10 protein-coding genes and 2 pseudogenes are annotated in these 18,676 nt (G+C 61.8%); 3 read left to right on the top strand and 9 right to left on the bottom strand.

What is annotated here, in order from left to right; genetic code table 11:
- Positions 1-144: 144 nt before the first annotated feature.
- Positions 145-1,404, top strand: coding sequence for a tyrosine-type recombinase/integrase (locus ABWK72_RS22050; protein WP_367871737.1), 1,260 nt, complete (start codon positions 145-147; stop codon positions 1,402-1,404).
- 356 nt (positions 1,405-1,760) lie between these two features.
- Here the strand turns inward: ABWK72_RS22050 and ABWK72_RS22045 are convergent, their stop codons facing one another.
- The 8 genes and pseudogenes from ABWK72_RS22045 to ABWK72_RS22010 all read right to left on the bottom strand — a co-directional run bounded on the left by ABWK72_RS22045 (position 1,761) and on the right by ABWK72_RS22010 (position 13,129).
- Positions 1,761-2,780 (bottom strand): IS3 family transposase, encoded by a 1,020-nt coding sequence (locus tag ABWK72_RS22045; protein WP_367871730.1) that lies wholly within the window; start codon positions 2,778-2,780, stop codon positions 1,761-1,763.
- Positions 2,738-2,908, bottom strand: a pseudogene (locus ABWK72_RS22040) (transposase); the annotation flags it as partial. The pseudogene ABWK72_RS22040 and the gene ABWK72_RS22045, both read right to left, overlap by 43 nt.
- 221 nt (positions 2,909-3,129) lie before the next feature.
- Entirely contained in the window at positions 3,130-3,648 is a 519-nt protein-coding gene (locus ABWK72_RS22035) for a hypothetical protein (protein ID WP_367871736.1), read from the bottom strand.
- A gap of 249 nt (positions 3,649-3,897) precedes the next feature.
- Positions 3,898-4,971, bottom strand: coding sequence for a hypothetical protein (locus tag ABWK72_RS22030; protein ID WP_367871735.1), 1,074 nt, complete (start codon positions 4,969-4,971; stop codon positions 3,898-3,900).
- Positions 4,968-9,296: a hypothetical protein gene (locus tag ABWK72_RS22025; RefSeq protein ID WP_367871734.1), complete on the bottom strand. Its 4,329-nt coding sequence runs from the start codon at positions 9,294-9,296 to the stop codon at positions 4,968-4,970. The genes ABWK72_RS22030 and ABWK72_RS22025 overlap by 4 nt, the downstream gene beginning before the upstream one ends.
- Positions 9,280-10,029 (bottom strand): hypothetical protein, encoded by a 750-nt coding sequence (locus ABWK72_RS22020; protein ID WP_367871733.1) that lies wholly within the window; start codon positions 10,027-10,029, stop codon positions 9,280-9,282. Before ABWK72_RS22020 ends, ABWK72_RS22025 begins: the two co-directional genes overlap by 17 nt.
- Positions 10,016-11,374 carry a hypothetical protein gene (locus tag ABWK72_RS22015; protein WP_367871732.1) on the bottom strand — a complete coding sequence of 453 codons (1,359 nt, stop codon included), beginning with the start codon at positions 11,372-11,374 and terminating at the stop codon, positions 10,016-10,018. Before ABWK72_RS22015 ends, ABWK72_RS22020 begins: the two co-directional genes overlap by 14 nt.
- A gap of 681 nt (positions 11,375-12,055) precedes the next feature.
- Positions 12,056-13,129 (bottom strand): immunoglobulin domain-containing protein, encoded by a 1,074-nt coding sequence (locus ABWK72_RS22010; RefSeq protein ID WP_367871731.1) that lies wholly within the window; start codon positions 13,127-13,129, stop codon positions 12,056-12,058.
- A gap of 69 nt (positions 13,130-13,198) precedes the next feature.
- Here ABWK72_RS22010 and ABWK72_RS22005 point away from each other — a divergent pair.
- Both ABWK72_RS22005 and ABWK72_RS22000 read left to right on the top strand, forming a co-directional pair.
- A pseudogene (locus tag ABWK72_RS22005) lies at positions 13,199-13,420 on the top strand (transposase); the annotation flags it as partial.
- Positions 13,378-14,397 (top strand): IS3 family transposase, encoded by a 1,020-nt coding sequence (locus tag ABWK72_RS22000; protein WP_367871730.1) that lies wholly within the window; start codon positions 13,378-13,380, stop codon positions 14,395-14,397. The pseudogene ABWK72_RS22005 and the gene ABWK72_RS22000, both read left to right, overlap by 43 nt.
- A 143-nt stretch (positions 14,398-14,540) precedes the next feature.
- On the opposite strand, the gene ABWK72_RS21995 is transcribed toward ABWK72_RS22000, so the two are convergent.
- Entirely contained in the window at positions 14,541-18,602 is a 4,062-nt protein-coding gene (locus ABWK72_RS21995) for a right-handed parallel beta-helix repeat-containing protein (protein ID WP_367871729.1), read from the bottom strand.
- Between the last annotated feature and the right edge of the window lie 74 nt (positions 18,603-18,676).

Raw genomic sequence — 18,676 nt, 5'->3', positions numbered from 1 at the left:
GGACTGGGACTCGAACCCAGGATTCGTTACCGCGCGTCCAATGGTGTCCAGCTAAGTCAGCCCTGATTGCAACCCGTTGGAAATGATCATCCAGCGACTACATTGACTTGCGTGGACGCGAACGAATGTTAGCACCCCGTTAGCATGATCGGCGTGAGTTTGTTCCGGCGGCCCAACCGAAAAACGGGCGCTTTTCTTCCTGGCTACTACTGCTCGTTTCGCATCACCGGTGCCGACGGGCGGCAGCGCCAAATCAATCGCCAGACTGGGAAAACCACCAAGCGCGAGGCCGAGGCCTTTGCCTCCGCTCTTCGGGAAAGCCTCCTCAAGGAAGCCGGAGCCGGCGAGGAGAAGAGCGCCCGTATCTACTCGGTGCTGCAGGAGGCCGCGGACTTGGCCACCCGCCACGAGCTTACCGCCGACATGGCCCGTGAGTTCTTGGCGAAGTTCACGGAGATCGAATCAGGAACCGCGGTCCGCGGCTATACCATCACCCAATGGCTCGATTTTTGGATCGAGAATAAGAAGGTCGCCGGCAAAGCCGCCACCGTGGCTCGCTACAAAAACGCCGTGGCCCGATTCCAGGCTCACCTTGGTGTTCGATCTACCGACCGCTTGGAAACGCTCGTGGGAGGCGACGTCCAGAAGTTCCGCGACAAGCTCCGGGCCGAAGGCAGAAGTGCCAAAACCACCAACGGCTACCTCAAGGACGTTCGCTCGTGCCTGACAGCCGCCGTGAAGGAAGGCTTACTCCCCCGGAATCCAGCCAGCAATGTGGCCACATTGTCAGAAGAGGATAGCGTCCAGCGAACTCCCTTTACGGCTGATGAAGTCGGCAAGCTCCTTGCCGCAGCCTCCTCCGATGATTGGCGGGGAGTCATCCTTCTGGGCGTTTACGGTGGGCTCCGGCTCGGGGATGCTGCTTCACTGAAAGCTGGCAACGTAGATCTGGAGAAGAGTTACCTCTCCTACATGCCTCAGAAGACGTCCCGGAAGAAGAAGGTTCTCACCGTTCCGCTCCACCCCTCTCTGGAAGAGTTCCTCCTGAACCATCCGCTTTCCGACGATCCCTCTGCGCCACTTTTTCCCAAACTCGTCAAAAAAGGCGTAGCTGGTCGCAACGGTCTCTCCCTCTGCTTCGGCAGGCTGATGGAATCGGCCGGTATTTCCCGAGACATCGTCAAGCAGGCGGGTGACGGGGCTGGACGAACCCAATACGCCCGCAGCTTCCATTCCCTACGTCACACGTTCACCAGCCTGCTGGCCAATGCCGATGTGTCGCAGGAGCTACGCATGCGTCTGACAGGGCACACGACCAAAGAAATGAACGATGTCTACACTCACATCGAGCTGACCTCTCTGAAGAAGGCCATTGATCAGCTGCCGAAGATTGGGGCGCATTGATTCTAACGATCGGAGAATTCCTCTGGAGAAAACGCTCTCCAACCAACTTGCAGCAGAAAAAGGCGGTTTTCTCCCTGTTAGAGCCCTGCAACCACTGCTACTGCCACGGTTGATTCGCTTCTGTCACTCAGATCTCTGAGCTGGCCCCCAAATTTCGGCCACGAATTGGCTAAACTAAGCTATGGTGGCAGGCTGCGGGAGAGCTTGGGATGATCATGGTTTGCGGATCAAGGTTGGAGTGACGGGGGACTCGAAATCGGGAAGCCGTAGCGGAGGGACGAGCACGCAACGGAGCGTAGCGCAGTGGAGGGCGAGGACCGCAGCGGAGGCTTCCCGATTTCGGCGCGCCGGGGGTGTCATGCCGCTCTCGGGGCTTCGGCTGGCGGCCGGTAAACCCGCGACGGCGTGAGGTTGCCGAGGTGCTGGTGCGGACGCCAGTCGTTGTAGCGCCCGAACCACTCGCGCAGCCCTTGCTCAAGGCCGAGGACCGTCGCGTGTTCCTTGAGGTAGATCTCCTCGTATTTCACGCTCCGCCACAACCGCTCGATGAACACGTTGTCCATCCACCGCCCGCGGCCATCCATGCTGATTTCCACACCGAGGTCCGTGAGCCGACCCGTCCATTCCGCGGAGGTGAACTGGCAACCTTGGTCGGTGTTGAAGATCCCGGGGCGCGTGCCAGTTGCTCCCAAGGCCATTTCCAGGGCCTCCAGGCAAAGGCCGGTGCCCATAGTGTTGGAAACCGCCCAGCCGAGCACCTTGCGCGAGTGCCAGTCCATCACAGCGCACAGGTAGGCTTGGCCGCGCGGCATCGGCACATACGTGATGTCGGTACACCAGACTTGGTCGGGCCGGTCGATCACCAGCTTGCGCAGCAGATACGGATACTTGCGATGCCCGTCGTCCGGGATGCTGGTCCGCGGTTTGCACCGGATCGCCTCATGGCCCATCTCGCGGCGCAGCCGGTCCAGGCGCTTGCGGTTGACCTTCACACCATGATCGCGCTCCAGCACCGTCATCAGCCGCCTGCTGCCGAGGCAGGGATCGACCAGATAGATCTCGTCCAACAGCCGCTTGATGCGCAGGTCCTCCGGATCCTCCGCGACCGGTTGGTAGCCAGCGGTGGAGCGCGCCACGCCCAGCAGTTCGCACTGCTTGCGCATGCTCAGTTTGGGATGCCTCTTGTCCAACAACCCGACGCGATCCCTCACAGACCGAGTTGCTTGGACTTTTTTGTCAGCCAGTCCAACTCGACGGCCTGCTGCCCGATCTTGGCGTGGAGCCGTTCGCGCTCGCGCTCGAAGTCCTCGGCTTCGGTCTTGCCCGCGCCGCCCCCGAAGGCGCTCGCGGCGTTTTGAGCCATCGTCTTCTTCCACTCCGAGACCTGCACCGGGTGGACGTCGAATTCCTTGGCGATTTCCTGGATGGTTTTCACGCCCTTGAGCGCTTCAAGCGCCACACGGGCCTTGAACTCGGGATCGTGTCGTCTGCGTTTACCTTTCATCTCGTGCGTGTTCGGTTTGGTTCTAAGGCCACACCTGCACACCACAATCATAGCTTAGGCACTGGACCGGTTTTCGGGGGCCAGCTCACTCGTCGGGGTCTCAGGGTCTGCGCCAGTTTCCAACGTGCCCCACGAACCGCCAATTATTGGCTGGCCCGGCGCGAGGTAGTGCGGGAGCAGGGGTGAATCGGTGTCGATAGCGGAAGCCTCATCCTGCCAAGTCACGTTCTCGATTTTCCGTCGTTCATGCTCTTGGCGGGCTCCGGATGCTGGCCGTCCGCCTTGAAAAGCGGATTGCCGCCCTCGGGTTGCAGAAGATTGACTGTCACTGTCGCCGCCGGGCCGCCTTTGAGCAGCGGTTGGTGCCCAGCGCCGTTGGGCGTTTGGTTGACCGCAACCTTGTCGCCCCAGCGCTCGCGGTGCAGGCGCTTGAGGATTTCCAGCGCGCCGCGGGCACCACCCTTTCGAACTTCAGCCACGAGAAGAACCTCTCCCTCGGCCAGCGCTACCCCGATTGATTCGATAAATTGGAAATATCGGGTCCGCTTGCCTGCGTTCCGATCTTCGTTGCCTCTGCGTTTCCAAAGGTAGAAGGTGCTCTGATCGATTCCTGCGGCGGCACAGGCCGTTTTCACCAAGTTGCCGGCGCGAAGGTACGCCTCCAGCTTCGCCTGGACTTCCGGGGTGATCTTCGGCTTGCGTCCTGCCTTGCTCTTTTTGGTTGATGCTTCCTCATTCATGCGCGGCTGCTAAAAGAAACGGGGCGATCTCGGTGCCCCCGAGGTAATGCTGGCGCTCGGGGACCCATCTGACCAACCGCATTATAGTCGTATCCCACACCGGATTCAATGCGATGCGGGAGATCGGGCACACTCATCGCTCACCAGGTGAATCCACTCAATTGAGGCTTGTGTGCTGCGCTCGACACCACCGATTGCCGCAACTTGCAGCTCGCCCTCAATTGCAAGGTGGTCTGTCGAGGTGAGAGATCAAAGCGCGCCGGACCACTGACCAGAACTAGTGTCGCTGCACGCTCCGAAGGCAAGTTGCTCGTATCCGACCAACTCCTGAGGGATTCGGATGCCCTGTCCGAACCACTCGGCCACGCGGTCCGCCAAGGCGGGCCCCAACCAATCGACGCACCCGAGTGGGATCGCCAAGGTTCCAACCCGAGGCAGGTCGGCCCCTTCCGCCCGCTCCAATAAACGGCAATAGCAGCCGAAATGGGGTGAAACGGCAGGTAATCCGACTTCGACGAGGGCCGACGAAGCGCGAACAGGAATTATCAGCCCCTTGGGATCGAGATCCCCGAAGTAGAGCAACCTTCCATCCCATTGGACCTGCGTGACGATATTCTGGAGGAAAGGGGCGGAGGCTTCAAAGCTGGTTCCGCTGCCATAAGCGACTGCCGCCCACGCGCACCGTTCCGCGTTCCAACGAACGCACGAGTCGAAGGCAGAGTGGTTCTCCACAATGAATACCGGACCCTCCTTCTGCTGCGGGCCGCGTTCCCAGACCAACGGTGGGGTCACCTGATAACAACGCAAGAGCGGCAGGGAAAGCCTGCCACTCCGGAACAAGACGCTCTTGCGAATGACGTCGAGCTTCTTCTCGTCACCGAACAACTCGACCGAGCGCTCCTTGATCGGGACCATGCACCTCGCGGCACCGCCGGCTGCTAGAAACTCATGTACCCGCCGTACGACATCCAGTTGTTGGGGATTGCGCAGCGTGGCAGCAAAAGAAAGCGCGGGAGTCCAAGGAAAATCCGCTGAATCCAAAGCGGGCCGCGGAACGCGGGTCTCGACCAAAACGAGTTGGATCCAGCGGGGAAGGTGGGGCTCCGACACGCAGTCGAAGTGCACGCGACCGGTGGGAAGCATCACCTTACCGCCCGCCCGGAGAGAGTGCAGCAGTTCGTGCATACGGCGGCGTTGGTCCAAGCCAGTGAGCGCGGGAAAGACCTTGCCGAAAGCGATGCAGAGATCCGGAAAGCGCACCCGCTTAAGGCCCTTGGCAATGGAGCGGATCTCCTCCAAGAATTGGCATTCCATTTCGTTCATGGCTTGAGATTCGCCGCCGCGGCTTCGATGGCGGAACGGCCGGACTCGCTATCCTGGGTTACCACCTTGTCGCCCGACCTCCGGTCGCGATGGGTATTGCGCAAGCGGATGATGCGCGGGAACACTTCGAGTGCACCCAGATCGTTGATGCCGGTCGCGTAGACAAGCTGCACGCCCATCTGACTGGCGACCCGCATCTGAATCTCGACGAAGTCGCGCAGGGACGCCTTCCCGAAAGGATTGTCCAGAATCAGGATGCCGGCTTCGTGGGAACGCCGGTCACCTTCGCGCGACCTTCGGCGCAGTTGCGCGAGCGAGGCGTAGAGAAGGATGGCGGCGGTGAGTCGTTCGCCGTCGGAGAAATTGCCGAACTCCACGATGTCGTGGCGGTGTGGGCTCAGCACGAGTTCCGGCTTGAGCAGGGTCACCTTGAAAGGCGTGGCGATTTCCCTGGCTGCGGCGAAGGCCAGCTCATGACCGTCGGGAATCGCTTTCTCCTGCACCATGCGGTCCACTAACATGCCGAGCCTTTCCCGACAGACCACGGGCTCCGGGGTCGGCGGGGTTTTGATCCGCAGGAAGGGTTGGGAAGCCCATCCGGACATGGATTCTGGCATGACACTGGCCCGCTCCGCTTGGGAGAGGAGGGAGATGGCCTCGCGAGCAACGTTATGAAGCTGGTGGACCACGATGTCCTTGTCTTCGTTGAAAGACGCGATCTCTGCTCGCAGCACCTTCTGCCGTTCTTCGTAGCCCGCCTTCAATTCGCCGCAACGCGCAAGCAGCTCCGCTTTCGGGAGTGAGGGCAGCTTGTCGCGGGAGGCGGACGGAAGCTTAGCGAAATCTTCCCTTCGGGGAATCGCCAGCAGGATCTCCACGAGGCGGTCTACCTCCCCGGACGTCTGCTGGTGCTCCATGCCGAGTCGCTCGGCTGCTTTCTTGGCCTCGTGGGCCAGCTTCTGCACCGCTTCTCGTTCGTCGGGTAGCGAGGGCATGATGCCGCCACCTTCCTCGATATGACCTTCAAGGAGACCGAGCAGTGGTTCGCCGGCGGCGATATCCGTATTTATCCGGCCGGCTTCGTCTTTCTTGATGCCGAGACGACCCTGAATCTCCTCCAGGCTGGCATTGGCCTGATCGATGGATGCGGTGAGTTCAGCCTCCTTCGCCCGGGCATCCGAGGACGTTTCGGGGCGCGCCGCCCCGGGCGGAAGCCCTTGGCCTTGTTTGTGTGCGCGGGCCTTGCGCGCGGCCCTCGCCTTGTCCAAGGCTACCCCTGCGCTCGTGACGCGCACATGAGCTTGCATCCTTCGCCTCTCGGCTTGCGACTTGCGCTCCGTTAGGTCGCCAATTTCGAGAAAACGCGAAACGTCGCCTTGATCGAGCGAGCCCCGTCGCTGGACATAGCTGGCTTCGAGTCTGCCGCGCACGATCTCCGCCTCATGGATCTGCCCCGACAGCGCATCGTTGCCATATCGGCTCTCGAACGCGGCAAGCAGGCTTGTGTAGCGGGATCGGGCGCTGCCGATGGAATATACTTCGACCGGCCCGATGTCGGAGAAGTGCTGGATGGCAGCACGCTCCTTCTCCAACTCGGCAAGCCGGCCCCGGCATGCCGCGACCGTTTCCACGGCCACCTTAAAACCGGCTTCCAGCCCAGCTTTTTGGTGTTCCAACCCGTCAATTTGATGAGAAAGCCCCTCAAGGCTCTGGAGAAGGTCGCCACGTCGTTCCGTCCAATTTTCCTCATGGCGCTCAAATTCGGAAACGTAAGCCTTGAGCTTCTGCACCCCTGCCGCCAGAGCGGGAAGCGACTTGTGAATGGAGATGGCATCCGATCTCAGCCTCTCCGCCTCGGCCTGCCACATTGCGGCTTCCTCGCGGCTTTGTTCGGCCTGGTGTTTCGCTTGCCGTGCCGCCTCGTCCTTCTGTAGGTGCTCCACCTCCAGTCTAGCGAGAACTCCGCCGCCGAACTCCGCCCGGAAGTCCGAAAGGCGCTTCAAAACCGCCGCAGTTGCCTGCCGTTCTTCCTCAAGCGCGCGAATTTTTTGCTCCGCCTTCTCAAGCCGGCGCTGGATCGCATCCTGCGCCTCTGACGCCGCGGCTTGGTTGAAGGCACCAGAGGACTCCGGAATCAGGACTAGGGTGTCAGACATGCTGAAGTCGTCCGGGGCGAAACCGGTCAAGGCGATGGCGACAGGATTCCGGAGCCCCGGAATGACCAAACTTCTACCATGAAGATTCCGGAATTCGTCGCGGCTATTCACCATGATTCCGGAATAGCGCGCTGGGTCTTGCCGGATGCGCTCGGTAGCGGCAGCCGCGTCACGCTCGTTTTGCGAAAGGAAACGGTAAGCCGGCATGGCCGTTAGAACATTCTGCGCCTTCAGCCAGAAAAGCGCGCGGTCGACATCTAAACTGGGAGGCAAGAGGTGCTCCGACTCCTGATACTTCGCGGCCCGCTCGTCTTCCATCGCGTCCATCCGCGTGGCAATGATCCGGTTCAAGCAAACCTTCTCTTTCTGCCAGACCAGCTCGACCAACGGAGGAAATTCCAGGTCGGGCGTGTCGCTCGATGCCGCTTCCCGCAAATGGATGTTCTCGCGAAGCGCTGTCTCTTCGGTACGCCCACGGTCGAGATCCGCCTTCAAATCCGCGGCCTGGCGTTCAAGATGCCGGCGGTTCTCGATTGCGGATTCCCCTGCCGACCGGGCATCTACCGCCTGGCGATCGGCCTCCACGGCATGTCTCTCGTGCTGGCGCGCGAGTTCATCACAGCGCAACATTTCCGCCTCCCAACGTGTGGACGCCGCGGATGCCTTCTCGCGGTCTTCGACCCAATCCTCGTTGCGCAGGATCGCCCGTTGCTGGTCCCTGCGTCGCAGGCGCTCCTCCACGGCACTGAACTCCGCTTCAGCCCCGCCTCTTTCCGCCACGGCACGGTTGAGATCCACTTCAACTACCCTCTTTTCCTCCTCGACGCCCGCCTGCTTCGATTGAGCACCGGCCAAGTCTTCGGCAGCGGAGACCTGAAGCAAATTCAACGCCGCCGCATAGACGGCACCCGCGCGACCCAGCTCATCAAGCGCCGGCCGTTGCTCGACCTGAAGCGCCGCTTGGGTTCTACGAAGACCTGCGAGGTGCTCTTCCTGTTGCCGCAGGGACTCCAGAAACTCCGCCGCGACAGCAAGCAGGAGGGAATCCTCGGAATTCTCTTGCTCACGCATCGCATCCCTTTGTTCCTGCTCCGCTTCAGTGAAAGCCAGCTCGTTGGCCAGGTACTCGTAGTTCAACCGGTATTCCTGTAGCTGAAGCTTGCGCTGCTTGCATTCGCCTGCTTCGAAGTCGATCGACGCGATTTCCTCCCTCACCACGTTGCGAAGGACTTTGAGCTTCTCCAAGGACTGCCCGATGGCCGCGTGCAGCAGAAAGTTCTCCCTTCGTCGTGCCGCCAATGCGGCGGAGGCCTTTTCCTGCGCCCTCACCGCGCCCTCCAGCGGTAGGATGGCACCGATCAATTCGAGAGCGAAGCGCTCCTCCAAGCTATGCTGCGGCAGGCGCATCAATTTCTCCCGCACGCCGGTCAGCGTCCTGGCAGTCTCGTCGGCGAGCCGCGGCGGATAGGCGATCTCGAGGAAGAGCTTGATAAACTCATCGGCGTTGCGAACGCGGAACAGTTCGTCAGCCCCGCCCTCGCGTCCGTTCATGATGAGCTGATATTGGAACAGCTCTTCGTCGAAGCCGACATCCCGCAGCACGCGTTGCCAGTCGCCTTTCTGGCCCTGCGAGCGGCTCTCCGGCTCGAGCGCGCGATGTTCCCCTTTCAACCAGCCCAACCAGTTGCGGAATTGGTCGAGGCTCAGCGAAGGAGAAGCGGACAAGCCGAACAGCGGTACCGACTCGAAGCCGATGCCAACGCCGCTCCGGAACGTGAAGAAACAGCGTTCCAACCGGCTTTCGTCATGGGCCGCTTGCACAGCGTCTTTCCAACAAATTACCTGCCCGATGATGCGGATGTCCGACGGCTGCGATGGCGACGATGCCATCTCCCATTCGCTCACTACACAGGCGAGGTCGCGGCTCTGCACGTAGTCGCCAAGTTGACGGGAGCGACCGTCGGAGCGTTTGCCCAGGAAATGCTTCGTCTGGGGAACGAAGGTCGAGTAGAAGAGGTTCAGCAGCGACGACTTTCCCCCGCCATTGCGGAGCCAGAGGACGGTATCCACCGCCGCGCCGCCCGGCCCGCGGAAATCGAGGCTTAGCGGCGAGAACCGGGCGTCGGGATGACCGACGCTCGCGAGGTGCAACCTAAGAAGCCGGGCCATGATCTCGGTGAAGTTGTTGAGCGGCGAGGCTCACGATCTGCCACGCGCGGTAGCCCGCCAGTTCGCGCACATGGAGACGGAACGCGGGCCGTGCCAGCCAACCGGATTTGTTGTCCCGGTCGTCGCGCTTGAGCAACCCTTGCTCCGTAAGGAAGGCCAACGCGTGGGTGATCTTTCCGGACAGTGTCGCGAATGACTCGCGACCTCCTGTGCTATCGGAATACTTGCCCAGCGAAAGCACGCTTTGCCAAGCAGTACGCAGCTCCTCCGCTGGCGGGGCCTCTTCGCCGCTGTCCTGGCGTTTGCACTCGTCGCATAACTGCGTCAGATGCTCCACGAGCTGATCCACCGTTAGGCGTGGGGCGGCCACCATGTCCGCCTCCCCCAGATCCTCCGCACGGGGAAAGCACCACGCCGCGATGCCCAGGTGGACGATCCCTTGGATCAACCGGTCAGTCGTGGAGCGGAGCTTTCCATAGTCATCCCGGCGCACTGCGAAAACCCCGTCGGGGACGGCTGCAACCGTCAGGCCGAACGCCTCGCTTATGCCGAGCATCCGCAGCCCGAGCCCGCGCAGGACCGACTCCGTCATCTGCTGGAAGCGCCTGTCACTGAGCAAGCGGCGCAGCAGTTGCTGATACTCCGGTTGGCCCGCAGGCAATGCGGCGGGTCGCAGCGCAAACGCGATCAAGCGGCCGGACTCCTCCGCCAGACTTTCTTCAGATTCCGTCATCGTCTTCCTCCAATAGTGATTGAAGCGGCGACAGCATCAGATCATCGCCGGAAAACACATCGTCACTGAATGGTTCGCCCGCAAGCATCACACGATCCGCTTGTGCCCCGAACTCGTGCAGGACCTTGAGATAAAGAAGGGTTCGATGATGAACGGTCATGCCGTCTTCGCGCGACGCCCTAAGCAGTTCCGAGACCTTGATTTCCCGCTCGGAAACCTCAGAGAGCCGCAGGTCCACCTTGCGATGGTCCTCTTCCGAGAACCACGGCGTTGACGGGCCGATCTCCTCCGCGTCGAACTCCGGGAGCGGAAGTTCCGCGCGTTCATAGTCTCGCGGCGGGGCCAAGAGCATGTCGAAGAATTCGATCGGTCCGATGAGACGGGGAACGGCTACACCGAGGAATCCAACGCACAGTTCCCAACACTGGCCCGGAGACAACTCCACCGAGCTCAGCCCTAGGGCTGTCCGCAGAACCTGAGCCTCCAGATCGGGCAGCGCGATGATCGCCCGCGGACGAAAGGCTTGCCGTGCCTGCTCGCACAGCCACTTTTCATTCGCGGCAAGGATGCGCTGATGCAGACGGGAGTTCCGCTGCTGGCAATCCTGAATGTGGTGCAGCAACTGGCCGATGTGCGGCCAATCCTTCTCCTCCGCGTCGTCCCTCGCCGCCGTGACCGCAGAAGAAATCTCACCGTCGGATTCCAGCCTGGTGCGCAGATGGTCCCGCGCCTCTTGCAGCATAGACAAGATCTCGCCTGCCCAGTCGACCTGCGTGATGTCGCGCTCCGCCGCTCGCAAGGCACGCTCAAGTTTGACCTCGTAACCCGTGGTGATGATCACAGCCTGCTTCGCCGATACTACCGCCTCACGATATTTCCCCCGCCCGATCTGATATTTGAGTACCGCGGCATTGGCCATCTGAGCATCTTCTAGATCGAGCCCCAAGGTGCCCGTGTAAAGATTGACGCCCTCCACTGTTGCACGATGCAGCATTTCGTCGTTCGGACCGTGAACCTGCCTCAAGTAGTGAAACTCGATGATCCTGGTATATACGCCGCCATCGACCGGAATCCGCACCTCCTCGCGAAACGCCGACCTTCGCTCCGCTTCGTTCAGTAGCAGATCCAGCATCAGATCCGTAAGTTCGAGAATCCGGATTCGATCCGCCTCGGACTCCGCCGAACGGATGATCGGAGTCAACCCGGCAGCAATATCCTCCCTGGTCGCACCGCTGGCCAACCCCATCGCTTCCACTACGATGTCGAAAACCATCAGCGCCAGAGTCCGCAGATCGTGCTGCTCCAAGGGCAGCTTGCGATTGCCCTTCGATTTCTCGAACCCCATCAAAGGAGCAAGCCTTGCCAAAGTCCCCACCCTGCGAGGAAGTGCCGACGGCCATGGTTCGACTGGTGGGGGAAAAACCTGCATAAATTCAAACGGTTACTCGTTCATGGATGGCTCTTGCGTCGATGCTTCCTCTAGGGACGCTCCCAAGTTGGCACCACACTCCGGCTGGAGTCGGCGACGCTTCTCCTCCCCACGGACGCAGGCAAACGGCTTTCCGAGCTGCCGGGCGGCAGGATGAAGAAATGTTACAGGCATGGGGGAGGGGTTCGCACTTCCTAACAACTACCAGACGGCGCGTCCATATGGAATTGTCCTAGCAAGCCAACCATACCGGGGTAGGACAAACACTGAACTACCTCCCAAAAAAGGAAGACGGAATCACGAAGCCGTTCCTAGCGCAGGCCTGAGCGTCCAGCAATGAGCTGGAATTGGCCTCGCCGGCGAAGGCCTTCAGCAGTTTCCAGAAAACTGCGCTCGTTGATTGGGAGAATCGGAGCGGCGATTGTCTCCAAGAATTCAGCGCCGCGCTGGTTCGCCACCACCAGCACTCGGCCCTCGGAGTCGGAGCGAATCAGCCCTGGCAGCCTCCCCGGAAGCATACACGATGGAAGTCATTCATGCCTACCTACCGCCCCTCTCGCAGGTGCGGAACGGGTGCTGGAGGAGCGCTTAAATCCCTCAATCGGAGGTGACCGCCCGATAGTAGCGTTGCGGTTTGCCGGAGGAGGCCCAATCCACGTACTCCTGCCCCCCGCTGGTCAGGGCCACGGAGAGGAAGAGGCTCCAGTGGCTGAGATCATCGGAGACTTCGATCTGACATACACGGCCCGTTTCGCCCCGGATGATGACCGTGGCGTAGCCGTAGAAGCGCCCGACCGCCAACTTGGGCAACGCCAGCGGTACTTGGCCGACGGAGATGGTGCTGTCACCGCTGGTCGCTACCGTGGCACCGAAGAAAAAGGCGGCACCGTTCAGCGTGACCGTGCCGGTGAAGTTGGGCGGAGCCCCGATGGTGTAGACCAAAGTCCGCGGAATCCCGTCCCAGAACGGCCCCCAGGTGACCCGCGAATTGGCGCTATCGAAGGCTCCCATGCTGGAGATGCCGTAGGCCGGGAACCCGGCAGGGAGAAGTTCCTGCACCAGGTAGGCCGGCGTGCCCGCGGGCGGAGTTACCGTCACGGTGATCGTATAGGAACTGCCGTTGTTCTGAATCTGCCTCACGATGCTCGGCCCGCCGATCCCCGTGACGCCGAGGGTCGCGGCTTGACTGGTCACACTGCCGCTCGAATTGCTGACCACGACGGAGTACTCCGCGGCGTCGCTGACCAGCGCGGCGGGGATCTGGAAGCTTGCCGCAGTTGCCCCGGGAATCGGCGAGCCATTCTTCCGCCATTGGTAGGCGAGAGGACCGACGCCCTCAACGCCCACCGCGAAGGCCACGTTCGAACCCAAGACGACACTTTGGGAAAGTGGCTGTTGGATGATCGCGGGAACGGCCGGGGGCTGGATGAGCGTGACCAACGCGCTGCTGCTCGGCGTGCTTCCCGCGCCATTGGTGGCCACCACGTGGTAGGTGCCGGTCTTGCCGGCATCCATGTTGGCCATCACCAGACTCGTATTCGTCGCACTGCTGATCGCATGTCCGTTCCTATACCATTGGTAGAAGATCGGCGGCGAACCTCCCGCAGAGGCGGATAGCGTGACACTTCCTCCAGCCACCACTGCCGCGCTGATCGGATGCATTGATAACACGGGCGCTTGCTGAAGCGTGGTTCCGCGCGTTGTGAGCTGGCCCCCGAAAACCGGTCCAGTGCCTAAGCTATGATTGTGGTGTGCAGGTGTGGCCTTAGAACCAAACCGAACACGCACGAGATGAAAGGTAAACGCAGACGACACGATCCCGAGTTCAAGGCCCGTGTGGCGCTTGAAGCGCTCAAGGGCGTGAAAACCATCCAGGAAATCGCCAAGGAATTCGACGTCCACCCGGTGCAGGTCTCGGAGTGGAAGAAGACGATGGCTCAAAACGCCGCGAGCGCCTTCGGGGGCGGCGCGGGCAAGACCGAAGCCGAGGACTTCGAGCGCGAGCGCGAACGGCTCCACGCCAAGATCGGGCAGCAGGCCGTCGAGTTGGACTGGCTGACAAAAAAGTCCAAGCAACTCGGTCTGTGAGGGATCGCGTCGGGTTGTTGGACAAGAGGCATCCCAAACTGAGCATGCGCAAGCAGTGCGAACTGCTGGGCGTGGCGCGCTCCACCGCTGGCTACCAACCGGTCGCGGAGGATCCGGAGGACCTGCGCATCAAGCGGCTGTTGGACGAGATCTATCTGGTCGATCCCTGCCTCGGCAGCAGGCGGCTGATGACGGTGCTGGAGCGCGATCATGGTGTGAAGGTCAACCGCAAGCGCCTGGACCGGCTGCGCCGCGAGATGGGCCATGAGGCGATCCGGTGCAAACCGCGGACCAGCATCCCGGACGACGGGCATCGCAAGTATCCGTATCTGCTGCGCAAGCTGGTGATCGACCGGCCCGACCAAGTCTGGTGTACCGACATCACGTATGTGCCGATGCCGCGCGGCCAAGCCTACCTGTGCGCTGTGATGGACTGGCACTCGCGCAAGGTGCTCGGCTGGGCGGTTTCCAACACTATGGGCACCGGCCTTTGCCTGGAGGCCCTGGAAATGGCCTTGGGAGCAACTGGCACGCGCCCCGGGATCTTCAACACCGACCAAGGTTGCCAGTTCACCTCCGCGGAATGGACGGGTCGGCTCACGGACCTCGGTGTGGAAATCAGCATGGATGGCCGCGGGCGGTGGATGGACAACGTGTTCATCGAGCGGTTGTGGCGGAGCGTGAAATACGAGGAGATCTACCTCAAGGAACACGCGACGGTCCTCGGCCTTGAGCAAGGGCTGCGCGAGTGGTTCGGGCGCTACAACGACTGGCGTCCGCACCAGCACCTCGGCAACCTCACGCCGTCGCGGGTTTACCGGCCGCCAGCCGAAGCCCCGAGAGCGGCATGACACCCCCGGCGCGCCGAAATCGGGAAGCCTCCGCTGCGGTCCTCGCCCTCCACTGCGCTACGCTCCGTTGCGTGCTCGTCCCTCCGCTACGGCTTCCCGATTTCGAGTCCCCCGTCACTCCAACCTTGATCCGCAAACCATGATCATCCCAAGCTCTCCCGCAGCCTGCCACCATAGCTTAGTTTAGCCAATTCGTGGCCGAAATTTGGGGGCCAGCTCATTGTTTCGATCAATACCTGGCCATAGGCCGCGTTGTCGCTGCGGTCATAGATCCGGCTCAGGTTGACTTGGTTGGTGGCGATTTCAGAAGCCGTGGGTTCGCCCCAATAGCAGTTATTCGCGACGATGGAAATCCCGCTCTCATTGCGGATCTCGAAGCCGGTGTTGAGATGGATGTCGTTGCCAGCTAGCGCCAGCACCGGCGGCTGGTTGCCCTGCACCACCACGCCCGCGCCTCCGTTGCTGCGGATCGTGTTGCCCGTGATCCCCGTCGCGCTCACGCCCGCGGGACCGTAGTTGCCTTCAAGCGAAAGCAGCAGCCCGGGACCGCCGTTGCCGCTCACCGTGTTCCCCGCCACCCCCACCGTCGCCGACGAGTAGAGCACGATCCCGCCCTCCGCATTGTCCTGCACCGTGTTGTCCTCCAGTTCCGCGGTCCGCCCCGCCACGTTGTAATTCCACCAGTAGCCGTAGACTCCCCACCGGCTGTTGTGCGCGATGCGGCAGCCCTCCATCCGCAGCGTCCCGAGGCCGCTCTCCACCCCGTTGCCCTGGCTGTAGCTGATTTCGCAATCCGTCAGGGTGGTGCTCCCCTGGGAGTTGTTGATCCCGGTGTTGCCGCTGAGCTTCACCTCGGTGCCTTCCATCACCAGCAACGTGGTGGCATTAACGCCATAAGAGGTGCTGTTGCGGATCTCCCCGCCCTGCATCGTCACCGGTCCCTCGGCGCGCAGCCCCGTGCCATTGCCGATCAGCGTGAAGTCATCGAGCAGCACCGGCAGCGCATACTGCCCGGAGGTCGTCCACACGCCGTTGCCGCTGCAGCGCTGCACCGTCACCCCGGATAGCGCATAGCTGCTGAAGCGCGTGTCCGTACTTTCGAAGCGGATGCCCTGGCTGGCGAACTCGACCGTGCAATTTTCCAGCGAGATGTCGCCGTTCTTCACCCGGATCCCGTACCAGTCGCCGGGACTTTTTGCCGTCGCGGTCGAGGTGAAGGTGACCGGCGAGGCGGCCATGCCGTTCACTTCCAGCGTGCCGCCATCCAGGATCAGCTCGCAGCGCGAGCTGTCCGATCCCGCCGCCCGGCCGTCGTGCAAGTGGTCGAAGACCACCTCGGTGCCCGCCTGGATGGTCAGGCTACCGGTGATTGTGACGTCGCCCGTTACCAGCACCTTGCCGCTCCAGCTCTGCGCCGTGCTGATCGTGCCCGAGACCGTCTGGGTCACTCCCGGTACCGGATAGCTGTAGCTCTGCAAGCTTCCGGGACTGCCGCCCGCCACGGATGCTTCGTACCATTGGGTGATCATCACCGCCCGGGTCGCACCACCATCGCGCAGATCGTAGACCCGGCTCAGGTTAACCACGCTAGCATGCAGCTCGCCAGCGGTCGGCTCACCCCAGTAGTTGCCGTTGGCCACCACCGTACTGCTACCTTCGTTGCGGATCTCGAAGCCGGTGTTGAGATGGATGTCGTTGCCCGAAATCGTTAGCACCGGCGGCTGGTTGCCCTGCACCACCACCCCCGCGCCTCCGTTGTTGCGGATCGTGTTGCCCGTGATCCCCGTCGCGCTCACGCCCGCGGGACCGTAGTTGCCTTCAAGCGAAAGCAGCAGCCCGGGACCGCCGTTGCCGCTCACCGTGTTCCCCGCCACCCCCACCGTCGCCGACGAGTAGAGCACGATCCCGCCCTCCGCATTGTCCTGCACCGTGTTGTCCTCCAGTTCCGCGGTCCGCCCCGCCACGTTGTAACTCCACCAGTAGCCGTAGACGCCCCAGCGGCTGTTGTGCGCGATGCTGCAGCCATTGATCCGCAGCGTCCCGAGGCCGCTTTCCACTCCGTTGCCCTGGCTGTAGCTGATCTCGCAATCCGTCAGGGTGGTGCTCCCCTGGGAGTTGTTGATCCCGGTGTTGCCGCTGAGCTTCACCTCGGTGCCTTCCATCACCAGCACCGTGTTGGCATTAACGCCATAAGAGGTGCTGTTGCGGATCTCCCCGCCCTGCATCGTCACCGGGCCTTCGGCGCGCAGCCCCGTGCCGTTCCCTATCAGCCTGAAGCCCTCGAGCATCACGGGCAGGGCGTATTGGCCGGATGTGGTCCAGACCCCGTTGCCGCCGCAGCGCTGCACCGTCACTCCCGAAAGTTCATAGCTGCTGAAGCGGGTGTCCGTGCTCTCAAAGCGCAGACCCTGGCTGGCGAACTCCACCGTGCAGTTCACCAGCGAGACATCCCCGCTTTTCACCCGGATCCCGAACCACGCTCCCGCCGTGGGACTCGTCAACATGCTACCGAAGCGGATGGGCGCATCGGCCGTGCCATTCGCCACCAGCGTCCCGCCATCGACAATGATCTCCACACGGTTGCTATCCACCCCCGAGGTCTCGCCATCCCCGGTGGCGCAGCGGACCTGCGTTCCCGGTAGAATCGTCAGCGAACCGCCCGCGGCAATCGTGACATCGCCACTAACCTCGACCGTTCCGGACCACATCACCGAACTGGTGATCGGTCCGGCGAGCGGCCCCGGCGGCTGCTCAACCGAAGTACTCGTCGTGAGCTGGTATGGTAACGAGGTACTATAGGCACCTTGCCCCACAGGGTAACCATAAACCCGCACGTAGTAATAGCCGGCCCCGACGCTGCGCTGGATCGTCTCATTCTCGCCGGCCATCTTGTAGGAACCGGCCAGCCACGCGCCATCCGGCCCGTAGAACTCAAGATCGTAGTCCATCCCCGAAGGCACCACGAGGCTCAAGTTCAACTGTCCCGCAGCTGCCATCGTGACCTGATACCAATCGATGTCGAAGGGCGAGGCGATCAATCCGCTCGCAGCTTGCTCCAAGGTTAGCGGCGTGGCCTGGGTCGACCGGTCATTCGGTTCCGCCGGATCGCTGACACCGATGGTCGGCGGCACCACCGTCAGGACCGCGGTCCGGCTGGTCCTCGTCCCGTTGTCATCCGTAACCAGCACATGATAGGTATATCCGCTCACATCCGGAGTGACCGGACTGGTGGTGTAAGACGCGCTCGTCGCACCAGCGATAGCAATACCATTGCGATACCACTGATAGGCAAGACTCCCGCTTCCGCTGGCCGAAACCGTGAAGATGCCCGTCTGCCCGCTGGTCACCGTCACATCCGCCGGCGAGGCAGCCACGATCGCCGGCCCCGCAGGCGCCGATGAACTGACGACAATCTCCAGCGGATCGCTGCTGCGGCTCATCGTACCGTTGACGTATTTTCCCACCGCCACCGTCCAAGTCCCCGCGACGGAACCGAAGTCGAAGCTCGCGACTATCTGATTCCCATTCGGCACGGAACTCGGCGTCACGGGGGTGGTCGTGGTGCCATTGGAAAACAGAACCCTGTCCGTCGGCCCGAAGCCCGCTCCTTGCAGCGTGACCACCGTCATCCCCGCATTCGTCATCACCGTATCCGGGGTGCTGAAATTCAGCACGAAATCCGCCGGAGTGATGGTGATCGAATTGTCCGCGTATTCGTAGCGGACATTGGAGTCGCCACCCAAGCTGGTGACCTTGGCCAACAACCGGCGCGTGATCCCGGAGCTCAATCCGACGGTGGAAATGTTCACGCTGCCTTCATTCACCTTGTCACCGGTGCTTTCCAGCAGTTGGGACGCAATTGCCGAACTGCCGGCATTGGAGGGATTTTCGTCGTTGTCGAGGTACCACTCCACGCGCATCTGGCTATCCCGGTCCTGGCACTTGTAGGTGGCCACGATTGTTTGCCCTTGTTGATAACGGTTGGCCGGGTAGTTCGGAACCTTGATGAGGCCGATGTTCGCCCATTGCGTGCCGCTCCGGCTGGTGGCGGTCCGCTCGCTGTTGCCCCCGAACTTCGAACCAATGGCGTACCCGTAACCAGGCGGATAGATGAAGAGGTTGCCATGATCGATCCTACTGAAATAAAAGCCGCTTCCAGGTCGCGGAGGATGTTGGCCACCATACCAGGACGCAGGGATGCTCACGCTGCCATCGTTGAGAGGATAGGAGCCAAATCCAAATATTGTGCCATGGTACCAGGCATGTACGTCCGAGTGCT

Origin of the sequence: Luteolibacter sp. Populi (genome assembly GCF_040801775.1) — a bacterium.
Taxonomy (GTDB): Bacteria; Verrucomicrobiota; Verrucomicrobiia; order Verrucomicrobiales; family Akkermansiaceae; genus Haloferula.
Note: the sequence above shows the minus strand (reverse complement) of the source record. Positions and strands in the feature narration are given on the sequence as shown.